Source organism: Carnobacterium sp. CP1 (assembly GCF_001483965.1).
Lineage (GTDB): Bacteria > Bacillota > Bacilli > Lactobacillales > Carnobacteriaceae > Carnobacterium_A > Carnobacterium_A antarcticum.
In genome coordinates this window covers 568,434-593,510 of record NZ_CP010796.1, presented here as the reverse complement: position 1 = coordinate 593,510, position 25,077 = coordinate 568,434, and the positions used below count along the sequence as shown (strand labels likewise).

Here is a 25,077-nt window from a genome sequence, read left to right as displayed (position 1 = left end):
TATGAGTAAAGTATTAATTTTTGGTCACAAAAATCCAGATACAGATGCGATCGCATCTGCTATTTCATTTGCTTATCTGCAAAATCAATTAGGGGTAGAAGCTGAGGCAGTAGCATTAGGAGAAGTAGGCGAAGAGACACGTCATGCCTTAGATTATTTTAAATTTGAAGCTCCGCGTGTTGTTGAAACAGTAGCAAATGAAACCGATAAAGTTATGTTAGTTGATCATAACGAATTTCAGCAAAGTGTGTCAGACATTCGCGATGTTGAGATCTTAGCAGTGGTCGATCACCACCGTATTGCTAATTTTGAGACCGCTAATCCTTTGTATTACCGTGCTGAACCTGTAGGGTGTACAAACACGATCATGTTGAAATTATACAAAGAAAACAATATTGAAATACCTGCAGCATTGGCGGGGTTGATGTTATCAGCTATCGTATCAGATAGCTTATTATTCAAATCGCCAACGTGTACAGAAGAAGACATCCAAGCAGCTAAAGAGCTTGCAGAAATTGCGAAAGTCGATGTTAATGAGTATGGCTTAGAAATGTTAAAAGCTGGTACTGATTTAAGTGAGAAATCAGCAATTGAACTGATTGATATGGACGCTAAAAGTTTTCCAATGGGAGATAAACAAGTTCGAGTAGCTCAAGTGAATGTTGTTGATGTAAACGACGTATTCTCTAAACAAGCTGAATTAGAAACAGCCATGTTACAAACCAACGAAGCAGAACAATATGATTTGTTTGTTTTAGTGGTAACCAATATTTTAGATAGCGATTCAGTTGTGTTGGCTGTAGGAAATCCTATTGAAGCTGTAGAAGAAGCTTTCAATGTTACATTAGAAAACAACAAAGCTGTATTAAAAGGAGTGGTTTCACGTAAGAAACAAATCGTGCCACAATTAACAGCAGCGTTAACGAAATAAAAGATGAATACGAAAACGGATCAAGCTGATAATAGGTTTGATCCGTTTTTGTATATAAAATCCTATCAAATGAAACTTAGAATGGTTTAAAACTATTTTAAAGTCGTTTAAAGACATACGGTCATAGAAAGAACTTGAAACGAGCTTAAAATCGTCCTAAAAAGCAGATATTTTGATAGAAGTCCGCTTTTTAAGCAAGTTAACTACTCTGTATAATATATATTATGTAAACTAAGAAAAATCGAAATTACTGCCTTATATAGGTTCCAAAACATTTATCAGTTATCCTCTCTTTTTGGTTCGTTTTCTATTTTTTAAATCATTTAATCATTCAGTTGCAGTTTTTATATTTCTTACCGAATAAAAATATTTCTATGATTAATTATGATCTCTAGCGGAATATTTTATACTAACTTATGATCATTATATTTATATTTAGAGTATTTTTTTTAGATCTTTTTATTCGCTCGCTAAAATTATTTATACATTAGAAAATAAAAATTATTTTTAAATTGATTACCTAATAATTTAAATTAATTTGATCGTATCCGTAAAAAACGACTTTATTCGATTCAATTTTATATAAAATTCTAAATAATTGGATTTGTTTATTGTATTTAAGGATAAATGGTTATTTTGAAAAACCAGGTTCATTAAAGCAATGCAATTCTTTTTTTGTGGTGAAACTTCCTTTAAAGAGCTTTAATGAATCAAAAAATCAGTTTATTTGCTAACCAAATGAGGTTTACGCATTGAAATTCTTTGATTTAAGCACCCTGGAAAGCCTTTTCATTTATTGGGCAAAAAAACAGCTTATTTAACCTCCTTCTTTGTTCCCTGCTCTCTTTTTAACCATAAAAGCAGCGAACCCCCCTCTTAAAACAGGGCAATGAAAAGAGAGGGGTTCACAATAGCTGTTCAAAAATTGGCAAGTAACGCAATGTTTCATTAATTTGTTTGCTCTCGTATAAAACAACCTTAGTGACTTCAACAGTATTGACTTTTGGCCAGCTTAATTTTGGTTCTATTTCTTTTATGGGTGCAGTTAGAAGCATTTTTCTTCCAATTGTAATATGAGGCAAAAATGCTGTTTTTTTTATTTTTAACCGTTGGTTTTCTTGAAAAGTCTGTTGCAGCCGAGTATACAAATCAAATAAGGTAGGGTTATTCTCTATCCCTGTCCAAATCACTTGTCTTTTCTTCTTTGTAAATTGCCCCAGGTGATCAAATGTTAGGTAAAAAGGCTCAATTGTTTCGGCTGATGCAGTAATCATCTCTTTTAAAGGTTGCAAGTCGCTATCTTTAATTTCTCCGATAAACTGAAGGGTCAAATGGAGATTATCCTTAGAAATAAATTTTCCTTTTTCAGTATAAGGTCTTAATTGATTTTGTATGTCCGTCAATTCTTCTTTCACTTGATCCATTTCAAGTCCAATAAAAACACGTTTATTGAAAGAATTACTGTTGCTGTCTCTTATTTCTTTTTCCATGGCCACCATTTCTTCTTCGTTTTTTGTTGTTCAAGGTTATTTTCAGAAAGCTCTTTGTTATTACTTGAAACTGACTTCCCTTTTTTTAACCGTTCTTCAAATTTATCCCGCATTAACTTTTCGATATTCTTTAAGTCAGGGTATTTTCCTTCTTTTTCTCCTTTAGCAATAATCGTCATAACCTCAATGTAGCTCAATGCTAGTGCTGTAGTCATAATTGAAGCCGTTGTGCCGCTGATCAGTCCACCAACAATTGTTCCAACGCCTGGAATCAATTTGATGACATTGGATACAATGTACTTACCAGCATAAGTTGCTCCCCCAGTTCCCCCGATAGCGGCTACCAAACTAGCTATAGTAGCTTTATCCATTGAAATTCCAAAAATCGCAGTGATATGAGCTAACAATGTTACTTGCATCGGAACTAAAACAGACGCATCTGAAAAAGGAATCGGAACGAAACCAATACCAAAAGAAGTGGCAATATACTTGGTCGCCCAACTACGAGCAGATTTTGCTTTACGATCAATATCTACTTGTTGGGCATTGTTAAAAGCTTTCTTTTGCTCTTCAGGAATAATTTCAAAACTCCGTCCAATTAACTCTTTTAATCCAAAAGCAGGAATTGAAAGCTCTTCAGAAATAGAAAATTCTTTAGCCATGACGTTAATAACACCATAGATCTTTAAATTTAAATTTTCGATATAGGTTTTAAGTTCTTTTGCCGGCTCGCCAATGGACTGTGTCAAAACAACTAATACTGGTACTTCTTCACTTAACTTTTTAATCAACTCTAATTCCAGCGGTTCGATTCTAGAAGAATTAGCATTGATACAATAGTAAACTAAATGAATTTTTTCTTCATTGTTCTTTTGCTTTCCTTCAGAAATCGTAGAAAAAATTTCTTTTTGAACTTCTTTTTGAACTTCAAGATTAAGTTCTAATCCACGTGTATCGTATAAAACAATGGGTATCCCCTCTTTAGAAATTCTTCTTAAATGTTTAGTGATGGGTCTGCCAATTCCGGTTTTGGCTAAATTTTCACGAAATACTTGATTGATTAATGTGCTCTTTCCTACCCCCGTCTTGCCGACTAGCAATATATTGACGGGTTTCATTTTTTTAATTTCAGTTTCGGTCTTATTTATAATGTCTTCTACAATAGTAAAGTTCTTTTCTATATTTTTCATAGTAACCTCCATTTTTTATTTTTTAAGGAAGATCAAAAGAATCTCCTTCGCTAAAAGTGTCACCGTCTTCCAGGTTTCCAGATTCAAATCCTCGTTTAAACCAACTCATTCTTTGCTGAGAAGTCCCGTGGGTAAAACTTTCAGGGACAATATATCCTTGTGCTTGTAATTGAATACGATCATCCCCTACAGCACTGGCTGCGTTGATAGCTTCTTCGTAATCGCCCTCTTCTAAATAGCCTAGGCTCTGAGCGTGGTTTGCCCAAACCCCTGCTAAATAATCTGCTTGTAATTCAAAACGTACTTGATACTGATTGTATTCACTTTCGCTTATCTTTCCACGCAACTCAGCTAGCTGATCGGTTATGCCAAGTTGTGTTTGAACATGGTGTCCTACTTCATGAGCAACGACATAAGCCATGGCGAAATCGCCAGGGGCATCAAACTGTTGACTTAATTCGTCATAGAAGCTTAAATCAATATATACATTAGCATCTGCCGGACAATAAAATGGTCCTGTTGAAGAACCCGCTACTCCACAGGCAGATTGAACAGAATCAGAAAAAAGAACTAAAGTAGGTTCTTCATAAGTATACCCATATTCTTGAAAAACACTCGACCATACGTCTTCTGTATCTGCAAGTACAACAGATACGAAATCTGCTCTTTCGCCTTCTGTTTCCGTTTCTTGGTAAGGGGCAGTGGCAGTATTTCCGCCTATTTGCGATGCAGTGTTAGTAAGGAAATCACCTAAATCACCGCCTCCTAAAAAAGTGAATACCAATAAAATGATGAGACCGCTGATGCCTCCGCCTACAAGTGTACCACCGCTAATGCTGCTTCCTCTTCTATCTTCGATGTTGCTGCTTTTTCTTCTGTCTTTCCACCGCATATTCATTCCTCCTCCAAAAGCAATAAAAATTTTAATCGTATAAAGCGATCTAGACAAAATAATGATACCATTTTCTGCTTTAAAACGAGAAGCGAAACCTTCTAAGCAGATTTTGTGTAGCAATGTTTTTAAAAACAAAAAGATTGCTAACCATAGGAAGCCTCCTACAGTTAACAATCTGGTCATTTAGCTTAATTTAATAAACCGCCGTTAGTTTTTATCGTTTACTTTTAATTGTTCAACTTTTGTTGGTTGCCATCCTTGATTATCGACCCAAGACAGATAAATGCGGTAAGTTTCAGTTTGATTGCTATCCGAAACCGTTGCAAGAACTTTTTGATCTCCGTCATTTTCTATGCGCCATTCGATCATATCGGAAGCGTCCAATCCTGTAGCATAAGCAGCAGCTTGTTTTATTTCATTCCGGTCTTGAGAACCAGTATCGTAATTAGTAGCATGTTCCCCTTCTTGTTGAGTACCGATTGGTTTCCAATCCCCTGTAACAGCTGATAGGACATTATCATCAGAAGGCGTTGTTTCTTCTGTTTCAACGGCCTCTGACTCTTCTTTGGTTTCTTCTTCTGAAGCAGAACTTTCTGAAGCAAGGCTGCTTTCCGACTCCATTTCTGGCTTTTCTGTCGAAGAAGTGGTCATGTTCATACTGCTTGACAGTTCTTTCATAGATTCGTTTGAAGCTGAATTATTGCCGCCCAATAACCAAGCGCCAAAAATAACCAGCATAAGAATAAGCGTAACGCTAATAATCAGGGTAATGATTCTAGCAATTTTCCGATTTTTTTCGAATTTATTTGCACGTGTAGGTTTAGTTGGTTTTTTCATAATAGTCTCTTCCCTTTCTATTTGACTCTCTCATAATAGCATATATCTTATTTGTATTGATATTAGCAGTTTATTACAATTTCATACCTCAAGTATTACAGACATATTTAAGTGCCGTTGTTTTATTGTAACGGCTAAAAAGAGAATGTATTTGAAAAAAAATAGAAACATGTTATAATACAAGAGAAAAGAGAGAAATGCGTCAACATTCCCCTCTTTTGCAGAACCGTTAAAGACGGTAGCCAAATAGAAGAAACAAAAAGTAATCGTCCTACTCGCTAAAGTTTAGACGGTTACTTTTTTTTGTCATTAGATGAGATTTTTAAAACCAATGTTGCAAAAGCTAGTGCAAACATCAAGGCTTCGAAGATACTCATGGGTTTTCCTTTCTGGGGAAAGCCCGAAACAAAAACATCGGCATCACCCCATTTTAATAAGAGATAGCCACCGTCTTAAACTTTTCTACATTTTCAATAATACCATAGCTGATCTTTTTTTGAAACTAATACTGAACATTAGTTCTTTTTGTTGGTAGAAACAAATGGGATTTTCTTTTTTTTATTTTATCCGTTATAATGAACGAGCTAGAAGATTAACAACTAGCTTAAGATATGTGAATGGAGTGGTAAAATGACAAACAAAATTCGTATCGGCTTAGTCGGGTATGGAAACATCGGAAAAGGCGTAGAATTAGCGCTTGAAGAGTTTCCAGACATGGAAGGAATTGCCGTCTTTACCAGACGAAATCCTGAAGATCTCGATTCTAAACTTAAAGCCATCAGTTTGGATCATATTTTAGACTACCAAGAAGATTTGGATGTCTTGATTTTATGTGGAGGTTCAGCGACAGACTTGCCAGGACAAGGGCCAGCTTTAGCCAAACATTTTTCAACCATTGATAGTTACGATAACCATAATCAAATTCCAGAATATTTTGAAACAATGGATCAATCAGCAAAAGCTGGTAAAAATATCAGCATTATTTCAGTTGGCTGGGATCCGGGTTTGTTTTCATTAAACCGTGCAGTATTTGAATCAATCTTACCTGCTGGAGAAACATATACGTTCTGGGGGAAAGGTTTAAGTCAAGGCCACTCAGATGCTATCCGTCGTATTGATGGTGTTAAATTTGGCGTGCAATACACTATTCCAGTTGAAACAGCTCTGGAAGAAGTTAGAAGCGGCTCAAACCCGACACTTTCTACTCGAGAAAAACATAAACGCGTTTGTTATGTAGTTGCTGAAGCAGGTTCAGATCAAAACCTCATTGAAGAAACGATTAAAACCATGCCAGATTATTTTGAACCATATGATACGACCGTTCACTTTATTGATGAAAAAACATTTAAAGAAGAACACCAAAAAATGCCCCATGGCGGGTTTGTTATTCGGACAGCAACGTCAGCTACTGGAAACAAACAAAAAGCCGAGTTTCAATTAGAACTTGAAAGTAATGCTGAATTTACTTCATCTATTCTAGTTGCCTATGCTCGCGCAGCTTATAAATTTAAAAAAGATGGCAAATCTGGTGCATTAAGTGTACTCGATGTTCCGCCTGCTTATCTTTCTCCTAAATCTGCAGCACAATTAAGAAAAGAGCTGCTTTAAACTTAAAGAACCCTCTTCAAACAGAGTTGACTCCGTTTGAAGAGGGTTCTTTACTGGTCTTTTGTTTAGTTTGTTCTAAACCGTTTTAACGGTCTAGCTACAATAGGTGCGATAATTGCTGCAGCAACAGCTTCTGCAATACCGTTGGTCAGCACGATTGCACCTAACGCTTTGGCAAGATTGGCCACATCCACATTTAAAGCCGTTGCGTAATCGTCTTTATAAAACACATAAATGAAAAATAAGACTAAAACGGTATTTGTCAAAGAAGCAAATACCGAAGAAACGACCATTCCCAAAGAGTCCTTCCCTTTTTTCTGCTTAAACAAATGGTAAACATATCCTGCAACAAAACCGACAAGAATACGTGGGACAATAGAAATGATGGGATTAGTAAACAGCAACAAGTCTAAAGGTGAAGCTGGAGCGATAAAAGCTTTTATTAAGCGGCTGACACCCCACACCCCGCCGATGATCATCCCGTCTTTTGTGCCGAGTGTTAGAGCGGCGACAATTACTGTAATATGAATAATTGTTGGATTTAACGGTGGGATCGGAATATACCCTAATAGAGGCACAAAGTTTTGAATGATAATGATGGCTGATAAAATCCCTAAGATAGCCGTATGATAAGCCTTTCTTTTGTTTTGATACATGGTTTTCCCTTCTTTCTGTTTCACAAGTATAAAAATGATAGCATAGGATTATTCTACAACAATTAGAAATGAATAGCACCAAAAATCAAAGTACTTTTGTTCTAGAAATTAAACGAAAGAAAGTTCTTTACCTATCGGAAAAGGCAGTGAATCGGTTGAGTGTCCAATTTGCTCTGTTTTAAGTACCGGTTTGGCATACTGTTCCGCGTAGAATCGAATCAATTCATCTAACTGTTCCGTTTGTTTTTCAGCTTGGATGGTTGTGAACTGGCCCAATAAAATAGCACCGCAATTTTTAAATGCTCCTGTTTGATCTAGCTGAGCAAAATAAGCAGCAATTTTTTCTATCTTTCCACCATTAGCTTCTAAAAACAAGATTTTATTGGTAATTTCTGGCCAATAGGGCGTTCCGGCAAGTTTCAAAAAGAAGCGGATATTGCCTCCGACAGCAATACCAGTCACAGGAATAGGAGACGTGAGCCAGCAATAATGAAATGCTATCAAAGAAACAGGTTCTATAAAAGTTTTTCGAGAATGCTCTTGTTGCTTTTCCACTTCAAGAAGATGTAAAACCTGGTAATTGTAGCCTATACAGCTTGTCTGAGCGTAGATAGCGTTCAAGATGACCGTTAAGTCGCTGTATCCAACAAATGGCTTGTTGGCCTTATTTATAGCTTCATAGTCAAGATAAGGAAGAATCTCATTAGCTACGTCACCACCAGATAAATCAAAAATCATTTTTATCGAAGGATCAGTATAAAATAACATTAAAGCTTCGCCTCGTTCTTGAGGAGTACCGCTAAAAACCGTATTCTTTTTTTGATAAATAGTCGATGCTAAACAAACGTTTAAATCATACTGTTGCTCTAATAAATAAACCAATTGTTTGATGTGAGCTTTTTCTTTAGGAGGTTTCCCGTTAGAACAGCAGATCAATCCAATTTCCTCACCCTTTTTCAACACCGTCCTTGTCCCCCTTTATATCCTTGTTTAATCGTGTGAAGCAGATAAAAAAAGCAACAACCATACTGAATGATTGTTGCTTCGAACTCATTTACTTTGTACCGCTCTCAAAAGCCGCAATATACTGTTGCATGTACTCTGGAAGATCAGGCGGTCTACGACTCGAAATGATGTGTCCATCTGTAATTGCCGGAACATCATGCCATGTAGCACCTGCATTCGTCATATCATCTTTGATTCCTGGTGTACTCGTAACATTGACACCATCTAAGATGCCAGCAGAAATCAATACCCAGCCAGCGTGACAAATTTGGCCAATAGGTTTCTTTTCTTGATCAAAATAACGAACGAAGTCAAGAACAGCGGGATAACGTCTTAGTTTGTCAGGGGACCAACCGCCAGGAACCAAGATTCCATCATATTCTTCTTTTTTTATTTCATCAAAACTATAATCAGATGTTGCTGGAACTCCATATTTTCCAGTATAAACGGTCTTAGCTTTCTCACCAACTAAATCAACCGTTGCGCCTGCTTCTCTTAACCGGTAAACAGGGTACCATAATTCTAAATCTTCAAAATCATCGCTGACAAGAGCCAATATTCTTTTATTTTTTAAAGTCATAAACGTCTCCCCATTCTTTATTATACTGTAAGTGTATCAATTAAAGGATAGGTCTGTAAACCTATCAAGCTTATTTGGATCAAATATGGTCTTCAATATAATGATCTAATAAATTTAAAACAGCATCTGTTCCATAATCTTGCACAAAATCATTAAAGAGTCCTAAGAAGATACTGCCTTTTTTGGCTGTTCCCTCACTTTCGTCTTCAAAAAATGAAATGAAGTACTCGCTGTAGTCTTGATACCCTTCGACAAAACCTAAGCTTTTAAAGAAACGGTTTTCTTCTATTTCGCTTTCTAATTGCTTTTCGTTTAAACTTAAAGCGGAACTTTGTTCCATGATCAATTGGACCAGTTCTTCTTTGGGAAGGTTTGCTAACGTTTTTTCATCCATGCTTTATCCTCCTGTCTTCTTACTTTTTTTAAATTATTTTTCATTAGTTTACCACTAATTCAATTTTTCGATTGATACGCCTAATCAAAATAATCAATAATTGTTTTTCTTCATCTGGCCAAGAACTGAAAACTTGGGTCAATTGATGTTCGATTTCAAATTGAACGGTATGAACTTTTTGTTTAGCTTCTTTTGAAAGCATCAACTGAATGAACCGCTTGTCTTTTTCGGGCGTTTTTGTAACCCATCCTTTTTCGGCTAAGTCATTTACTTGCCTGCTTAAAGTAGATTTATTTAATGAAGTGATATGAACCAATTCTGTTAGCGTTAGTGGTTGTTCAATAAGCTGTTGCATAATAAAAAAAGCAGAACGGTTAAGCTGGTTTTTTTTGAGCATCGACTGCTCAATGGAAGCATATTTATGCTGGAAGAGATTGAGCTCTCCCATCAATTCATGTACAGAAATAGAGTCAGCCATAAAAGAACTCCTTTAAAACAAACTAGTTGTATTGTGCAACTTATACAGTTGCACAATACAACTATAACGAAAAAAGCTCTCTATTACAAGGGAAAGCTTTTAATTAGACATTTTATTTATTCTTTTTTATGCTTTTTTGTATGAGCATTCTAATGAGAAAGAAAACTAAAAAAGAACAATAGCCTTCGTCTTTTTTAGAGACAAAAGCTATTGTTTCTTTTCATGAAAATGATTAAAAAACACTACATTTATTTTTTTCTGCTTATTGATTCTATCCTGTTATTTTTTTACCCCAGTATCATTTCATCTGAAAGAGCACTTTCTTCTGTTGAAACTTGGAATAAATTTAAAACTGTAGCGACAGTTAAATTGTTTTTTTCTTCACCTTTGACATCCACGACTACTTTTCCTTGATCCAACATAATTAAACGATTGCCATAATTTAAAGCATCTTGCATATTGTGGGTGATCATCAATGCCGTTAGATGCTCTTCGGAAATCCGCTTATTTGTCAAATCTAAAACAATTTTTGCTGTTTTAGGATCGAGCGCTGCAGTATGTTCGTCCAATAACAACAACTCTGGTTTTTTCATAGTAGCCATTAGTAATGCTATAGCCTGACGCTGTCCACCAGATAATAATCCCATTTCACTGTCCAAACGATTTTCCAAACCCAATCCCAATTTAGATAGAATTTCTTTGAAGAACTCTCTTTCTTTTAGAGAGCTGCCTTTTCGTAGCGTTCTTCTCTTTCCGCGCCGATAAGCGATGGACAAATTTTCGCTAACCGTCATACGCGGCGCAGTCCCCATCAAGGGATCTTGAAATACCCGCCCGATCATTCCTGCGCGTTGTTCTTCTTTTAATTTAGTGATCTCTTTGCCTTCGATTTTAATGGAACCTTGATCAATTAAAAAGTTTCCTGAAATACTATTCAACATAGTTGATTTCCCAGCACCGTTTCCACCAATGATCGTTATAAAATCGCCTTGTTGGACTTCTAGATTTAGCCCTTTTAAAACTTGGTTTTGGTTAGCTGTTCCAGGATAAAATGTTTTAGTGATATTTTGAAGCGATAAGACTGCGGGCGTTGTCATTTAAAGAACCTCCTTTTTATTGAAAAAGTTTAAATTCAGTTTGTTTCTTAAACTTGGTAAAGCTAAACAGAAAGCTAAAATAATGGCGGAAATCAGTTTTAAATCGTTTGGTTGTAGACCTACTAGCAAGACAAACATAATGATGAAGCGATAAATAATAGCGCCTAAAATCACACAAATCAAACGATTGGCAAAAGATAAGTTCCCGAAGATGACCTCTCCAATGATAACGGAAGCCAATCCGATAACAATGGTACCAATCCCCATACTAATATCTGCATAACCATTGTCTTGTGCAATCAAAGCTCCTGCTGCAGCAACGATTCCGTTTGACAACATTAAACCCAATATTTTTGTACGGTTAGTCGATATTCCTAATGAACGTGCCATTTTTTCGTTATCTCCAGTAGCAATCACCGCTTGGCCTAGTTCGGTTTTAAAGAAAAGGACTAGTGCAGTGATAATCAAGACCGTTAGAAGGATGCCCATAAAGATTGTATCAAACTGAGGCGGCAAGTTGTATCGACTTAATAAGTCCGTTATTTTTTGTTTGCCTAATAAGCTTAAATTCGCCCGGTTCATTATGCGTAAATTAATGGAATAAAGTCCTGTCATAGTCAGAATACCGGCTAATAGACCTGGCATGTTGGCTTTAGTGATCAAAAAACCAGTAATGAACCCCGCGAGAGCTCCAATAATAAAAGCTGCTAGTGCTGCTAGCAGCGGATGAACGCCTGAAAGGATCAATCGGGCACAAACAGCAGCTCCTAAAGGAAAAGACCCTTCTGCTGTCATATCCGGTAAATCTAGAATCCGATAAGTGATAAAAATGCCTAAAGCCATTATTCCCCATAACAAACCTTGTGCTGTTGCTGTTACAATTAAATCCATCGATATGACCTACTCTCTTAGATATAGTTAAATTATTGATTTGCCATTTGGTCTAACAAGGTTTGCGGGATAGAAATCCCTAATTCCTTTGCTTTTTCTTCATTGAGTATAATTTCTCCTTGCTCAAGGTATTGCACAGGCGTTGTTGCCGGATCGCTTTCGCCTTTAAGAACAGCTGCTGTCATTTGACCCGTTAATTTTCCTAATTCGTATTGGTTTAAACCGATCGTTGCTAGTCCACCTTCTTCTACCATTGTATCTACGGCTGGAAATACCGGTATGTGGTTAGCATCAGTTGCTGCAATCAAGGTATTCATAGCACTGGCTACAGTATTATCTGTTGGAACCCAAATAGCATCTACTTGGCTGGCCAATGAAGAACTAACTTGTGACACATCATTCGTTGATGAAACGGTTAAAGTAGTTGTTTCATACCCCATAGCGGTAGCAATTTCAGCAGCTTGTTTAGCTTGAACGATAGAATTGTCTTCACTGGATGAATAAAGAATGCCAATCTTTTTTGCTTCTGGCAAAAGTTCCTTGATCAATTCAAACTGTTCTTTAATTGGAGTTAAATCACTAACACCCGTAATATTTCCACCAGGTTTTTCATTGTTGGCAACCAACCCAGCTTCTTCAGGATTGCTGACAGCTCCTAAAATAATTGGAATCTCTTGAGAACTATTAGCTAGCGCTTGAGCAGCTGGGGTGGCGATGCCCACCATAACTGCCGTATTCCGACTCACGAAACGAGCGCTCATAGAATTTAAATTGCTTTGGTCGCCTTGAGCGTTTTGAAAGTCCAATGTCATGGTTTCTCCGTCGATGAATCCTTCTTCGTTTAGAGCATCGATAATACCTTCATAAATCAAATCTAGCGCAGGATGGCTGGTTAGTTGTAAGACGCCTACTATAGGCAAATCTTTTTTTGTTGCTGTGTTTGTTTTAGTTTGGTTCGTAAAAAATGCAAACGTTAAAATTAGTGCTAACACACTGATAAACCCAATCATTTTTTTCATATTTTTTCCTCCAAAGTAAGTAGTTAAAGAATCTTTCGTTCCTATTGAATTGTTTTCTCCAAGTACTGCCATCGTTTCATAAAAAGAAAAGACATCTTATTTTGCTCCTTTATCTCTATTATTTTAAATAATGATGGTAAAAAAATAAACAGCTACACAAAAGTACTTGTGGTAGCTGTTTATATTAAACAACTCCACATAGAATAAACGTCTTACTCTATGTGGGTCGTTTTCACGTGTGTTCAAATAAACCAACATAGATACAAGTTCAGAACTTTCCTGAAGGTTGTACCTATGAAGAAGCTTCATAAATCAACCTATCTATCTTGGCTTTGCCAACGATTATTTAAGTTCATAGCGATAGGTAAAAATGGATTCATGGCAAACACTCCTATTGGTTGATTAAAAACTTATTAGATTTATCTTACTAGTTGCTTTCATAAGTGTCAAGCCAAATCGTTATTTTCTTTAAAAGGGACTGATTTTATTTAGATAAGAAAATAGGCCGATTAGCTGCAGGCTGCAGCGGACGGTTGGTTTTACCAACGTTCTCTTTGAAAGCTTGCAATAGACCTTTGCGCATATAAGCTTGATGTCGAAAAACGATCCAATCAACGGGTCCAGAAGTAGGCGGTGTCGTCAATGACCCGCTATAATGAAAAAATTGTTGTTTGGCCGGTAAAATATTAGCTAAATCTATGGGGACTTCTAGCCCTCTCCCAGAAATTCTTGGGTTTAAGGCTAGGCTATCCATACGAGCCATTTCAGGATTTGCCGGCTCTTTGTTTGGAAGGACAGTAATTCCTAAAACGAGTAATTCATTTTCTCTTGAACGATGAACCAAATGCAATTCTAATGGAAAAGACTCATGGTTGATTTCATGCTCACTAGGTAAGTGAAAGTGCAGATCCTCTAATATGTATCTTTTGTGATTAAAAAAAATCGAGTTCAACTCTCCCCCTGATAATGGTCTCAAATGTACTGTATGGTTAAAAAAAGAAGTCTCAAAACGTGTCGTATGGTAACGAATCGTTAACGACTGTTGACTGATTTTGTCTGTGACCTCTTTCTCGCTTAATTGAATGGGAGATTGCAAACTGCCTTCTTCTGCTGTTTTGAAAGCTTGGCAGATGTCTTTCCAGTGCTCAGGTCCTCGTTCTCCTTCATAATACCAATCCATTTATTTTCTCCTTTAAATTTAGACTTTCCTATTTCAAAAAATAGTAACTAGTTGTATTTTACCTTTCTTTAAATACTTTTTTCAACTGTTTTGTATATTAAAAATAAATTTCTATGTGATTTCCTTGATGCATATACATTCTTATTAAAAATGTTATAATTAAAAGCACGATCATAAAAAGGATGAATTGTGTTTGTTTTTTCTTAAAAAGAAAGGCAAATAGCTATTTAAACAATCAGTTATAAAGAAAGAAGGGAAAAACATGTCATTTGATGGTATCTTTACCCATGCGATGGTTGACGAGTTAAGATATGCGCTCAACAATGGACGAGTATCCAAAGTACATCAACCTTATAAAAACGAGATTATACTTGTTATACGTGCGAATGGAAAAAACCATAAGCTGTTGCTGTCTGCGCATCCTAGTTACGCTCGGATTCAGCTTACTGAAATTCCATATGAAAATCCAAGTTCCCCGCCTAATTTTTGTATGGTGATGCGGAAACACTTAGAAGGCGCTGTTTTAGAAGATATTCAACAAGTTGGAAACGATCGAATCATTCACTTTACATTTAAAAGCCGTGATGAATTAGGCGATGTTCAAAATATGATGCTCATCGTTGAATTGATGGGGCGACACAGTAATTTATTCTTAGTTGAACAAGACACGCAGCGAATCATGGATACAATCAAACACGTTCCTGTTAGTCAAAATACGTATCGAGCAGTGATGCCGGGTGCAACCTATGTCACTCCTCCTCACCAAGACAAATTGAATCCATTTGAAACGACTAATTCAGCCCTAATTGAAGTGCTTGAAAATCCTGTTGATCTTCCGTTAGCTAAAAAATTTCAACAAGCCTATCAAGGACTTGGCTCCGATACAGCCAATGAACTGGTCTACCGCAGCGAGGAACAGTTGGATAAATTTCCAGAAGTTGTGCATTCTTTTATTGAAACGATTCGACTGGGGAAAACTGCGCCAACTTTAACACAAGTAAAGAAAAAAACGTTCTTTACACCGGTCCCTTATCTTAGTTTAAATGGAGAATCTGAGAGTTACCCAACATTGAGTACTCTTTTAGACCACTATTATCAAAGTAAGGCCGAAAAGGACCGTGTTCAGCAGCAAGGAGCAGACTTGATCCATGTTGTGCAGACAGAATTGCAGCGAAATATGAAAAAATTAAAAAAACTTGAAAAAACAATGGCAGAAACAGAATTAGCGGATGATTATCGAATCCGCGGCGAAGTATTGACTGCTTACTTGCATGAGCTGCATAAAGGACAAACGGAAGCAACATTAGCGAATTTCTATGATGAGGATCGGCCAATGACCATTGCTTTAAATCCCAGAAGTACTCCTTCTCAGAATGCTCAAAAATATTTTTCGAAATACCAAAAATTAAAAAATGCGATTATTTTTGTTACCGAACAAATTCGATTGACCAACGAAGAAATTGATTATCTGGATTCTGTTTCAACACAATTAGAACTTGCAACGCCTAAAGATATAGCTGAAATCAAAGAAGAATTGATTCAACAAGGGTATTTAAAAAAGAAAACGAAGAAAAAACAAAAAAGGCAAAAAGCTAGTGCTCCTGACAAGTACGTATCGAGTGATGGCGATTCTATTTTAGTTGGAAAAAATAATTTACAAAATGATCAATTGACCTTGAAAACAGCTAGGAAATCGGATATCTGGTTGCATACTAAAAACATTCCAGGCTCACATGTGATCATTCAAAGCAACGATCCTTCTGAAACAACGATTTTGGAAGCTGCTAATATCGCCGCTTATTTCTCGAAATCGCAGCTCTCAGCTTCTGTTCCAGTGGATTTAGTAGAAGTTAAAAAAATACGCAAACCCAATGGTGCTAAACCAGGGTTTGTGATTTACGAAGGACAACGGACAGTCTTTGTAACACCGGATAAAACGTTAGTTGATAAATTAAAAGTTTAGCATTTTTTTGTTAAGATTGGCAATTATAACGAGGGAGGTCTAGAAGATAGAAACAGATGATCCAAAACAAGTTGTATTGCAAGTAGGTGCAGTATTAAGAAAGCTTAGAAAAGAAAGACAGTTAAGCCTCGAAGAATTATCTAAATTAACCAATGTAAGTAAATTAACGCTCGGAAATATTGAACGCGGCGAGACAAACCCAACCCTAGGTATGTTGTGGAAAATTTCAAAAGGATTATCTATTCCTCTTATGACGTTGTTTGCAACAGAAAATGAAGTGAACCTATCTCGATCAGGAGAAGGATTGAGAATTTCGGGAGATCAAAAATCATGGATGATTGAACCCATTTTTCAAAATACAAGCAATGAAATTGAAATGTATCGTGCTTACCTTCAGAAAAATAGTTCATATCATCCAGAAAAGCACCATTGGAATACAACTGAAATCGTGACAGTGATGTCAGGAGAGGTTGAGATTGTTATTAATGAGGAATCGTATACGTTGAGTTCGTATGATTCGATTAGTTTTCGTGCTGATGGTGTGCATTCTTACAGCAATAACTCTAATGATGTGGTTGTATTGCATATTTCATTGAAATACGGTCCTTATTAACTAATTCTTTTTTAAATCAGTAGTTTATCTATTACTAAACCATAACACTCAATTATCTATCTTACTGGATAATTGAGTGTTTTTTTTATGGGCTTTTTAAATAAAGTAAAAATTTAAATAGACAAGCCATTAGTTGTATATTATAGTATATTGTATTCGTTTTTTTGTTTACTATAATATACAAAAAGAAAAAGTATTGGAAAGTAACTGTTAGAATGGTAGCAACTAGAAAACTATTTAACCCTATTCAGTTATGAGCACTATCAGGAGGAATAAAGATGAATTTGCCAAAACAATTTAATACCGACCAACGTATAAAAACAACCATAGAGGTTAAGAAACAATCAAAAGAATGGGTGATGATTTTAGGCATCGTTTTTATTGCGACTAATCTACGGGCTCCTTTAACTTCAGTCGGGCCGTTGGTTGGACATATTAGAGATCAATTACAATTATCGAATACATTAGCTGGTATGATTACTACACTTCCTCTACTCGCTTTCGCCTTTATTTCGCCTTTTGTGCCTAAGTTAGGACGAAAATTTGGTATAGAGTTTATGATTTTATTCGCAATTATTTTTTTGACCTTTGGTATCCTCGTGCGTTCTATTTCTGGTACGGCTAATTTATATATTGGAACAGCTATGCTAGGACTCGCTATTTCTGTGTGTAATGTCTTGCTGCCTAGTCTTATTAAACGAGAATTTCCTGGAAAAATCGGGGTAATGACTGGTGTGTATTCTATTTCGATGAATTTGTTTGGAGCTATAGCTTCAGGTATCAGCATCCCTATTATGATGAAATCAGGCTATGGTTGGCAGGGAGCTTTAGGAATTTGGGGGATATTAAGTTTTCTGTCCATTTTCTTTTGGCTGCCGCAAATGAAAAAACAGCACTATCTAAAAACGTCCGAGACATATACCAAACCCACACAAGCTAAAGCCAATTTATGGCGTTCACCATTAGCTTGGCAAGTAACTCTATTCATGGGCCTCCAATCGATGGTGTTCTATGTCCTAATTGCTTGGTTACCTGAAATATTGATGCAACAAGGAATAAGTTCTGATCAGTCAGGATTGCTACTCTCCATGATGCAACTGGCCTTGCTTCCTTTTACTTTTATTATCCCCCTTGTTGCTGGTCGTATGGCTGATCAACGTTTATTAGTCAGCATAACGTCCATTTTATTAATAACAGGCATTTTGGGATTGCTTTATGGCGGTTCGGGTTTAATTATTTTATGGATTATCTTGATTGGTATTGGTGGAGGATGTGCTTTTGGCCTATCAATGATGTTTTTTGGCTTACGAACCGAAAACGCACATCAAGCAGCAGAATTATCCGGTATGGCTCAATCTTTTGGATACCTGCTTGCTGCAATAGGACCCATGCTCTTTGGGTATTTGCATGACGTAACGAATAGCTGGGATAGTCCGTTATTGCTGTTAGCAGGAGCAGCTCTGTTGCTCTTCATTTGTGGTCAAGGCGCAGCTAAAAATCGTTTTATTGGTTCTAGTAACCTATTAAATTAAAAAAGAGGATGAGACTTTTGTCTCATCCTCTTTGCATATCCGAATGTTTATTCTAAAACGTGTTCCAAAAAGCAGACCCGACGTCCACTTTATCATGGCAGTTGTAGCTTTAGCTACGTACAAACACGATACACTTAGGCGCTAGCCTACAGTGTGCTCCTACATAATGCTCGATGGTCTATGACCATACTGCGCTTATTCCCTCTAGTTGCCTTAGCCCTTGCAGCTTTAGCTGCTTAGGTACGGGATGCGAGGTAGAAGATTCGAGTCTAAACGCTTTTTATCTCACTCTCTTTTTATTTCGTTCAGTAGTTCAGCAAATGTGTTCGCTGAGCAATATTATTTTTTCCAATTCACTGGATCTTTTTTCCACTGTTTTAAAAGGCTGACATCTTCTTGTTCAATAGCTTTCGTTTCTAAAGCAACTTCAATTAAAGTTGTATAGTTGGTTAATGTTTTTAAAGCAATTTCGTGTTTTTTGAAATTTTCTAATCCTTTTGGCAATTCATAAGTGAAAATAGCAGCTACTCCAAGAATCTCTGCCCCTTCTTTAGCGGCTGCTCCACAAGCATCAATGACACTGCCGCCAGTTGAGATCAAGTCTTCGATCACGACCATTTTCTGACCGGGTACTAACCGTCCTTCTATTTGATTGCCTTTACCATGTTCTTTTGCTTTACTGCGTATGTAAACCATAGGCAAATCCAATACTTCAGCGACCCACGCCGCATGCGGAATTCCAGCTGTAGCGGTACCGGCAATGACTTCTACGGAAGGGTAATTTTCTCTAATCAAATCAGCCATATCTTGGGCGATTTCTTTTCTAACCGCCGGATACCCCATTGTAATGCGGTTATCGCAATAAATTGGGCTTTTCATTCCACTTGCCCAAGTAAAGGGATTATTTGGGTTTAAACTTACTGCTTTAATATCTAATAAGTGCTTTGCAATTGTTTTTTCGATTGTCATTTAATGGTTGTCTCCGTTCCATTGATTTTTGATTAAGTGATAAGCTGCTACGGGATCTTGGGCCAATGTAATGGGACGCCCGACCACGATGTGGCTGGCCCCTTCTTCATAAGCTGATGCTGGTGTAGCGACCCGTTTCTGATCGCCTTTTTCTTCGCCGCTAGGTCGGATTCCAGGTGTGACACATAAAAAGTCTGAAGCGGTATTTTTTTTGATTAGCCGTGCTTCTAACGCAGAGCAAACAACTCCATCCAATCCGGCTGTTTGAGTCAATTGAGCGTAATGGATAACGCTTTGCAATAAAGGTACTTCGATCAGCTGTTCTCTCCGCATAGCTTCGGGTGTAGTAGAAGTCAGTTGAGTGACGGCAATTAAATCCGGCCGCGTACTGCCGGCTGGAGTGCCTGCAAGAATACCATCCATTGCAGCTTCCATCATTTCACTTCCTCCAGCTGCATGCACATTGATCATATCGATATCCAAAGCTGCCAAACCTTTCATTGAACGCTTGACTGTGTTCGGTATATCATGCAATTTCAAATCTAAAAAAATCTCATGTCCTAGTTCTTTCATGTACTTAACGATTTCAGGACCGTTTTGATAATAGAGCTCCATCCCTACTTTGACAAATAATGATTCATCTTTAAAATGACTTAAAAACTGTTTTATCTCTTCACTTGTTGAAAAATCTAACGCAATAATTGGTTTAGTATTCACTATTCTGGCCTGCCTTTACTTCTTTGATCAAGGACTCAATAGATGTAATTCCTAGTTCATCCATTCGATCTGGTAAAGCTTCAATCAATTCTTTACAAATCATAGGGTTGTTATAATTAGCTGTCCCTATGGCTACTGCGCTAGCACCTGCCATCAGCATCTCAAGAACATCATCGACTGTCGAGATGCCTCCCATCCCAATGACTGGAATCGATACAGCCCGAGAAACTTGGTAAACCATTCGAACAGCAATGGGGCTTATAGCTGAACCTGATAAACCTCCTGTTTTATTGGCTAAAAAAGGCTGTTTAGTTTTTAAATCGATGCTCATTCCTAAAAGCGTATTGATCATACTGATGCCATCTGCTCCGCCTGCTTCAGCAGCTTTGGCAATTTCAGTAATATCCGTTACATTAGGTGTTAATTTAACATAAATTGGAACAGTAGCCACTGATTTGACTGCTTTTGTCATCTGATAAACAGCTTCAGGATTTGAACCGAATGTTAATCCTCCATCTGCTACATTTGGACAAGACAGATTGATTTCAAGAGCTTTCACAATTGGTGAGTGACAGAGTTTTTTTGTTACCGCTACATAATCGGAAATCGTCGTTCCTGCTACACTTGCGATAATAGGCGTGTCAAATTTTTCTAACGCTGGTAATTTTTCATTTACGATTACATCTACACCTGGGTTTCGTAAACCGACTGCGTTTAATACTCCATTTTCTAAATGATGGTAACGTGGCTCAGCGTTTCCTATCCGCGGCTCTGCAGTTGTTGATTTGATGATCAGAGCTCCTAAGACACTATAATCGTAGCGATCCATGTATAGATCGCCAAAGCCAAACGTTCCGCTGGCCGGCATAATAGGATTTTTTAAATCCAATCCCGGTAATGTTACTGTTAAACGACTCATATGATCCCTCCAAAAATTGATTACATTGATGTGATTCCTAACTTAAATCGGATTTGTTGTGAACGTGCGCAATTCCAAGAAATTTAATACAGCTGAAATCGTTGTAATAGAAGTAAGCAGAGGAATATTTTGTTCATGCGCTGCTTGACGAATGGTCAACTGTTCTTTTACTGTTTTCGTTTTAGATGCTCTAGTGTCGATCACTAATTGAATTTCCTTTTTATTGATTCTTTTTGCACTGCTTTTATCGATAGACTCAAAAGATGGATCCAGCGCAGTCACTACTAAACCTTTTTCAGCTAATTGTTGACTTAATGGTTGAGTAGTTAGCATACGGTATCCTATTTGCTGAAATCGCCTAGTTAATTCTTCGGCTTGATCTTGATCTTTTTCGGAAAGCAGCAAAAGGATAGAACCAAATTCTGACAAATGAACTTGGGCGGCTTCAAAGGTTTTAAATATTGCCTTGCCTAACGTTCGATCAGATCCCATAACTTCCCCCATCCAGTCTATTTCAGGTTCTGATGAAAATGAATAAACAGGGGCTTTTACATAAACGGCGGGGCTTATTGTTTGTGTGTTTTCTTTTAAATCTAATTGAGCTGCTAAAGAGTTACCCAAGAGAACTTGAACGGCCGTCGGAATGATAGGGAAACCCGTTGCTTTGCTTAAAAAAGGAATCGTTTGAGTTGTCCCTAGTGTTAGATTAAGAAACTGGATGTTTTCTTGCTGAATCGTGAAATACATAGTGGTGATGCCCGTCCATTTTAAAGCAAGTGCTAGACGAGCGGCATATTCTTTGATTTTCTGCTGTTTTTGTTCAGAAAGAGTTTGTGTAGGATGAACCATCACGGGCTCTGTCCCTACTCCATTCAGGTGTCCAATGTGTTCGATCAACCCTGGAAATAGTACTCTTTCTCCATCAGAAATACTGATGACTTCGATTTGTTCATCAGCCATTGCCTGATTCTCCGGTGCAGCATATGGGATAGCCAATTCTGCCAGCAACGGTTGAATAAGTTCGATCATCCCGTCATTCTCTGCCTCTTTGCTGACTAAATACGACGGGACAGCGTCCAAGACAGGGATTTCTAAAGGAGTTAACGCTTTAGACAATTCAAGTGCCTCTGGGCCTCCAAATTGAACCATCACGCCTATAGGTTTTTCCAACTGAACTACCTGTACGATATCCTCCACCGTTGACGGGACCAAATACGTTTTAGCCTGGACAGAAAAATCCGTTGAAAGAGATGCTGGATGGCTGTTTAATAAGATTGCTTCATAGCCAGCTTCTTGGATAGCCGTTATGGCTTGTAAAAGAGCGCTATCGTATCCTCTTCTTGGATCGTTCATGCCTGTGCTGGCAGTTAAAAGTAAAATGGACTTTTTACCGATTGCCGTACTTTCATTTTCTTCTTCATACGTACTATAAAAACATGTGGATTGTGCAGCGATTTCTCCCGCCGAGCTATCAATAGCTTTATAAACAGGAACGATATCATGTGCATTACGCAATCTATTTACTTCGTCAGCGGTTGTTTTCCATAGTGCAGCAATAACTGAATCAGAAAATCCATATTCTTTAGCACTTCTTAATGCAGTAAGATCACTAGGGTGACGTTCGAGCTCGTGCTCGATCTCAATGATATGGGCTAATTTATCTAAGAAAAACAACTCGATTTTTGTTACCTCACTTAACTCTTCAATCGTGTATCCGCGGCGAAGAGCTTCGAGTAAATAAGCGAGATGATCATACTGAGCATGCAGTAGGTGCTCTGCTATTTCTTCGTCGTTACTGTGAGTGGCTGTTTTCAGTAACGTTACGCCATCTGCTGTATCCAAAGAACGAAAAGCTTTCAAAATCGATTCTTCAAGTGTTCGGCCAATAGCCATTGCTTCTCCGGTAATTTGTTTTTTAGGAGAGTTTCTTTTTACAGATGTCCCATTAGACCAATTCGAAATATAGGTAGTAATGTAGTCCAACGTAGGTTCGTATTCGAGATAAGCCGTTTCATTAAACGGATTTTTTAATGTATCTAACGTTAAACCGGCAGCTAGTTTAACAGACAATTTGATGATTGGATACCCTGTTGCTTTGCTGACTAAAAGAGTTGAACGAGTAAAACCAGGATCTATTTTAGTCACATAATACATAAAACGGTTTGGATGAAAAGCGAACTGGATCGTACATCCTCCTTCGATCTCTAATCCGCGGACAATCGTTAATGCTGCATCACGGAGTAATTGGTAATCAAGATCCGTCAATGTTTGGCTAGGGGTGATCATGATCATAGTTTTTTGATCGGATTCATCTGTCTTCAAATTCTCTGACGTAGAAACAACTAAAGCCTGATCTTTTTTGTCCCGCAATACTTCAAATTGAATCAATTTATAACCGGTCAGACCCGTTTCAATAAAAATAGGGGTGTGCGGCGATAAAAGAAAATGAGCAGCTGCTACTTTTTTTACCTTTTCATTAGTAGAACACCATTCTTGTACCCATTCGCCAGTAGGGGTCTGAGACTGAATAAGCAGCGGAAAGCCTTCTTTTTCAGCAAAACCCAAGGCTTCTGTCTGTGAGTAAACGCCTTGTCCTGCTCGTGTTGGTTCTTTGAGGGTCTGCATCCATTTCCGAAAAGTTTCGGGCTGTTTAATTTTTTGAATGGTCTGTTGGCTTGTTCCCAGTACCTTGATGTGCAGTTCTTCTAACAGTCCTGAATGAGCCAACTCTTCCATCAGATAAAAACTTAAAGAGTTGTGTAAGACAGGAAAGATTTCATTTGGCCGTTCTTTTCGAATGATTTGTGAAACAAAATCAACGGTCAGAGGTTCGATGTAAACTTTATCCGCTCTATCTTTATTTGTTGCCAATGCGGTTGGATTCGAATCAACCAGAATAACTTCATAGCCGATCTCTTTTAAAGAGAGAATGATTTGGGCTGTTCCGTAATCCACATTAGCTGAGGAATCACTGTCGCTTGGAGTTGATCCAATCACTAGAACTTTTTTAGCTTTCGCCTTGTTGATCATGCTCTCTTGCCTCCTTCCAACCATCGATCATTTCCATAAACTGATCGAATAGATGAACAGCGTCATGCGGCCCCGGTGTTGCGTTAGGCTGAAACAAAGTGCTGAAAACAGGCTGGTAGCGGTGTTTTATTCCGGCTATAGCGCTGTCTTTAATTTCTGTATGAGTGATGATCCATTGATCAACATCGAGTGTTTCTTTTTCTAATGCAAAGCGATGGTTTTGTGAAGTGAAATCAACTCGACCAGTTGCCTCTTCCCTTACAGCGTAATTAAAACCATGATGACCTACTTTCAATTTGCTGATTTTAGCTCCATTAGCAAGCGCGATCAGTTGGTGGCCCAGACCAATCCCGAAAATAGGAACCGTACCTTGCAACTCTTGAACCATTTTAAGAGCTTGCGGCAAATCATTTGGATCACCTGGGCCGTTGCTCAACATGACCCCGTCCGGAGCCAAGTTTAAAATGGTTTCTCCTGTTGTATCATAAGGTAAAACGACAACATGGCAATTGCGTTTGTTTAATTCTTTTAAAAGACTGTGTTTTAAACCAAAGTCGATCACAATGATATTTCTTCCTACTCCTGGACTAGCATAAGAACGGCTAGCCGAGACTTGCGATACCTGGTTGCTAGGCAAGACCGTTGCTCTTAACTGGTCAAACGCATGAACTAAGTCATCTTGAGCGTCGATTAACATACCGCGCATAATGCCGGATTCACGAATGTGACGTGTTAGTCTCCGCGTATCGATACCCGAAATCCCGGGTATTTTTTTGATTTTTAAAAATTCATCCAAGTTCATTTGACTGCGCCAGTTAGCTGGAACACGGGCAAATTCTTTGACAATAACTGCTTTACAAATCGATTCGATGGATTCATAGTCATCTCGGTTTATGCCGGTATTGCCCACTAAAGGATTAGCAAAAACTAAAATTTGACCGTTGTAAGAAGGATCGGTTATCGTTTCTTGGTAGCCGGTCATTCCCGTTGTAAAAACAACTTCCCCAATCGTATCAATCAAAGAACCGAATCCTTTGCCTTTAAAGATAGTGCCGTCTTCTAAAATTAGTAAACGATCCATCC

At 37.7% G+C, this 25,077-nt stretch carries 23 protein-coding genes; 5 read left to right on the top strand and 18 right to left on the bottom strand.

The window, feature by feature from the left end; genetic code table 11:
- Window position 1 precedes the first annotated feature (1 nt).
- Window positions 2-931 carry a manganese-dependent inorganic pyrophosphatase gene (locus NY10_RS03005; RefSeq protein WP_058918600.1) on the top strand — a complete coding sequence of 310 codons (930 nt, stop codon included), beginning with the start codon at window positions 2-4 and terminating at the stop codon, window positions 929-931.
- 905 nt (window positions 932-1,836) lie between these two features.
- Here the strand turns inward: NY10_RS03005 and thpR are convergent.
- The 4 genes from thpR to NY10_RS02985 form a co-directional block, all read right to left on the bottom strand.
- Window positions 1,837-2,421 (bottom strand): RNA 2',3'-cyclic phosphodiesterase, encoded by a 585-nt coding sequence (gene thpR, locus NY10_RS03000; RefSeq protein WP_058918599.1) that lies wholly within the window; start codon window positions 2,419-2,421, stop codon window positions 1,837-1,839.
- Window positions 2,406-3,611: a YcjF family protein gene (locus NY10_RS02995; protein WP_058918598.1), complete on the bottom strand. Its 1,206-nt coding sequence runs from the start codon at window positions 3,609-3,611 to the stop codon at window positions 2,406-2,408. The genes thpR and NY10_RS02995 overlap by 16 nt, the downstream gene beginning before the upstream one ends.
- A gap of 22 nt (window positions 3,612-3,633) precedes the next feature.
- A complete protein-coding gene (gene ypfJ / locus NY10_RS02990) occupies window positions 3,634-4,503 on the bottom strand; it encodes a KPN_02809 family neutral zinc metallopeptidase (protein ID WP_058920217.1) in 870 nt (289 codons plus the stop codon).
- Between the two features lie 210 nt (window positions 4,504-4,713).
- Window positions 4,714-5,343 (bottom strand): YrrS family protein, encoded by a 630-nt coding sequence (locus NY10_RS02985; RefSeq protein ID WP_058918597.1) that lies wholly within the window; start codon window positions 5,341-5,343, stop codon window positions 4,714-4,716.
- A 630-nt stretch (window positions 5,344-5,973) separates the two neighbouring features.
- Between NY10_RS02985 and NY10_RS02980 the strand changes: the two genes are divergently transcribed.
- Complete coding sequence (locus NY10_RS02980; protein ID WP_058918596.1) at window positions 5,974-6,951, top strand: diaminopimelate dehydrogenase; 978 nt, start codon at window positions 5,974-5,976, stop codon at window positions 6,949-6,951.
- Window positions 6,952-7,016: 65 nt separating this feature from the next.
- Here the strand turns inward: NY10_RS02980 and NY10_RS02975 are convergent, their stop codons facing one another.
- The 9 genes from NY10_RS02975 to NY10_RS02935 form a co-directional block, all read right to left on the bottom strand.
- A complete protein-coding gene (locus tag NY10_RS02975; protein WP_058918595.1) occupies window positions 7,017-7,607 on the bottom strand; it encodes an ECF transporter S component in 591 nt (196 codons plus the stop codon).
- 108 nt (window positions 7,608-7,715) lie between these two features.
- On the bottom strand, window positions 7,716-8,570 hold the full coding sequence (locus tag NY10_RS02970; RefSeq protein ID WP_058918594.1) for an LD-carboxypeptidase: 855 nt from the start codon (window positions 8,568-8,570) through the stop codon (window positions 7,716-7,718).
- A gap of 91 nt (window positions 8,571-8,661) precedes the next feature.
- Window positions 8,662-9,192, bottom strand: coding sequence for a type 1 glutamine amidotransferase domain-containing protein (locus NY10_RS02965; protein WP_058918593.1), 531 nt, complete (start codon window positions 9,190-9,192; stop codon window positions 8,662-8,664).
- Between the two features lie 79 nt (window positions 9,193-9,271).
- Entirely contained in the window at window positions 9,272-9,586 is a 315-nt protein-coding gene (locus NY10_RS02960) for a hypothetical protein (RefSeq protein WP_058918592.1), read from the bottom strand.
- A gap of 43 nt (window positions 9,587-9,629) precedes the next feature.
- Window positions 9,630-10,064 carry a MarR family winged helix-turn-helix transcriptional regulator gene (locus NY10_RS02955; RefSeq protein WP_058918591.1) on the bottom strand — a complete coding sequence of 145 codons (435 nt, stop codon included), beginning with the start codon at window positions 10,062-10,064 and terminating at the stop codon, window positions 9,630-9,632.
- Window positions 10,065-10,351: 287 nt separating this feature from the next.
- Window positions 10,352-11,161 (bottom strand): ABC transporter ATP-binding protein, encoded by an 810-nt coding sequence (locus NY10_RS02950; protein ID WP_058918590.1) that lies wholly within the window; start codon window positions 11,159-11,161, stop codon window positions 10,352-10,354.
- Entirely contained in the window at window positions 11,162-12,052 is an 891-nt protein-coding gene (locus tag NY10_RS02945; RefSeq protein WP_058918589.1) for an ABC transporter permease, read from the bottom strand. It abuts the gene before it with no gap.
- Window positions 12,053-12,084: 32 nt separating this feature from the next.
- Window positions 12,085-13,071 (bottom strand): tryptophan ABC transporter substrate-binding protein, encoded by a 987-nt coding sequence (gene trpX / locus NY10_RS02940; protein ID WP_058920216.1) that lies wholly within the window; start codon window positions 13,069-13,071, stop codon window positions 12,085-12,087.
- Between the two features lie 484 nt (window positions 13,072-13,555).
- Window positions 13,556-14,251 carry a carbonic anhydrase family protein gene (locus tag NY10_RS02935; RefSeq protein WP_058918588.1) on the bottom strand — a complete coding sequence of 232 codons (696 nt, stop codon included), beginning with the start codon at window positions 14,249-14,251 and terminating at the stop codon, window positions 13,556-13,558.
- A gap of 262 nt (window positions 14,252-14,513) precedes the next feature.
- On the opposite strand from NY10_RS02935, the gene NY10_RS02930 reads away from it, so the two are divergent.
- From NY10_RS02930 to NY10_RS02920, 3 genes are all read left to right on the top strand, one after another.
- Window positions 14,514-16,214, top strand: coding sequence for an NFACT RNA binding domain-containing protein (locus NY10_RS02930; protein WP_058918587.1), 1,701 nt, complete (start codon window positions 14,514-14,516; stop codon window positions 16,212-16,214).
- Between the two features lie 76 nt (window positions 16,215-16,290).
- Entirely contained in the window at window positions 16,291-16,827 is a 537-nt protein-coding gene (locus NY10_RS02925) for a helix-turn-helix domain-containing protein (RefSeq protein WP_197408972.1), read from the top strand.
- 278 nt (window positions 16,828-17,105) lie between these two features.
- Entirely contained in the window at window positions 17,106-18,359 is a 1,254-nt protein-coding gene (locus NY10_RS02920; protein WP_058918585.1) for a CynX/NimT family MFS transporter, read from the top strand.
- A gap of 339 nt (window positions 18,360-18,698) precedes the next feature.
- Here the strand turns inward: NY10_RS02920 and pyrE are convergent, their stop codons facing one another.
- Genes pyrE through NY10_RS02895 form a run of 5 tightly spaced genes read right to left on the bottom strand, consistent with a single transcriptional unit; the run spans window position 18,699 to window position 25,075 of the window.
- Window positions 18,699-19,328, bottom strand: a complete 630-nt coding sequence (gene pyrE / locus NY10_RS02915; RefSeq protein WP_058918584.1) for an orotate phosphoribosyltransferase — start codon at window positions 19,326-19,328, stop codon at window positions 18,699-18,701.
- Window positions 19,329-20,045, bottom strand: coding sequence for an orotidine-5'-phosphate decarboxylase (gene pyrF / locus NY10_RS02910; RefSeq protein ID WP_058918583.1), 717 nt, complete (start codon window positions 20,043-20,045; stop codon window positions 19,329-19,331). It abuts the gene before it with no gap.
- Window positions 20,035-20,964, bottom strand: a complete 930-nt coding sequence (locus tag NY10_RS02905; RefSeq protein WP_058918582.1) for a dihydroorotate dehydrogenase — start codon at window positions 20,962-20,964, stop codon at window positions 20,035-20,037. The genes pyrF and NY10_RS02905 overlap by 11 nt, the downstream gene beginning before the upstream one ends.
- A 42-nt stretch (window positions 20,965-21,006) precedes the next feature.
- Window positions 21,007-23,994 carry an ATP-binding protein gene (locus tag NY10_RS02900; protein WP_058918581.1) on the bottom strand — a complete coding sequence of 996 codons (2,988 nt, stop codon included), beginning with the start codon at window positions 23,992-23,994 and terminating at the stop codon, window positions 21,007-21,009.
- Window positions 23,972-25,075, bottom strand: coding sequence for a carbamoyl phosphate synthase small subunit (locus NY10_RS02895; protein WP_058918580.1), 1,104 nt, complete (start codon window positions 25,073-25,075; stop codon window positions 23,972-23,974). The genes NY10_RS02900 and NY10_RS02895 overlap by 23 nt, the downstream gene beginning before the upstream one ends.
- Between the last annotated feature and the right edge of the window lie 2 nt (window positions 25,076-25,077).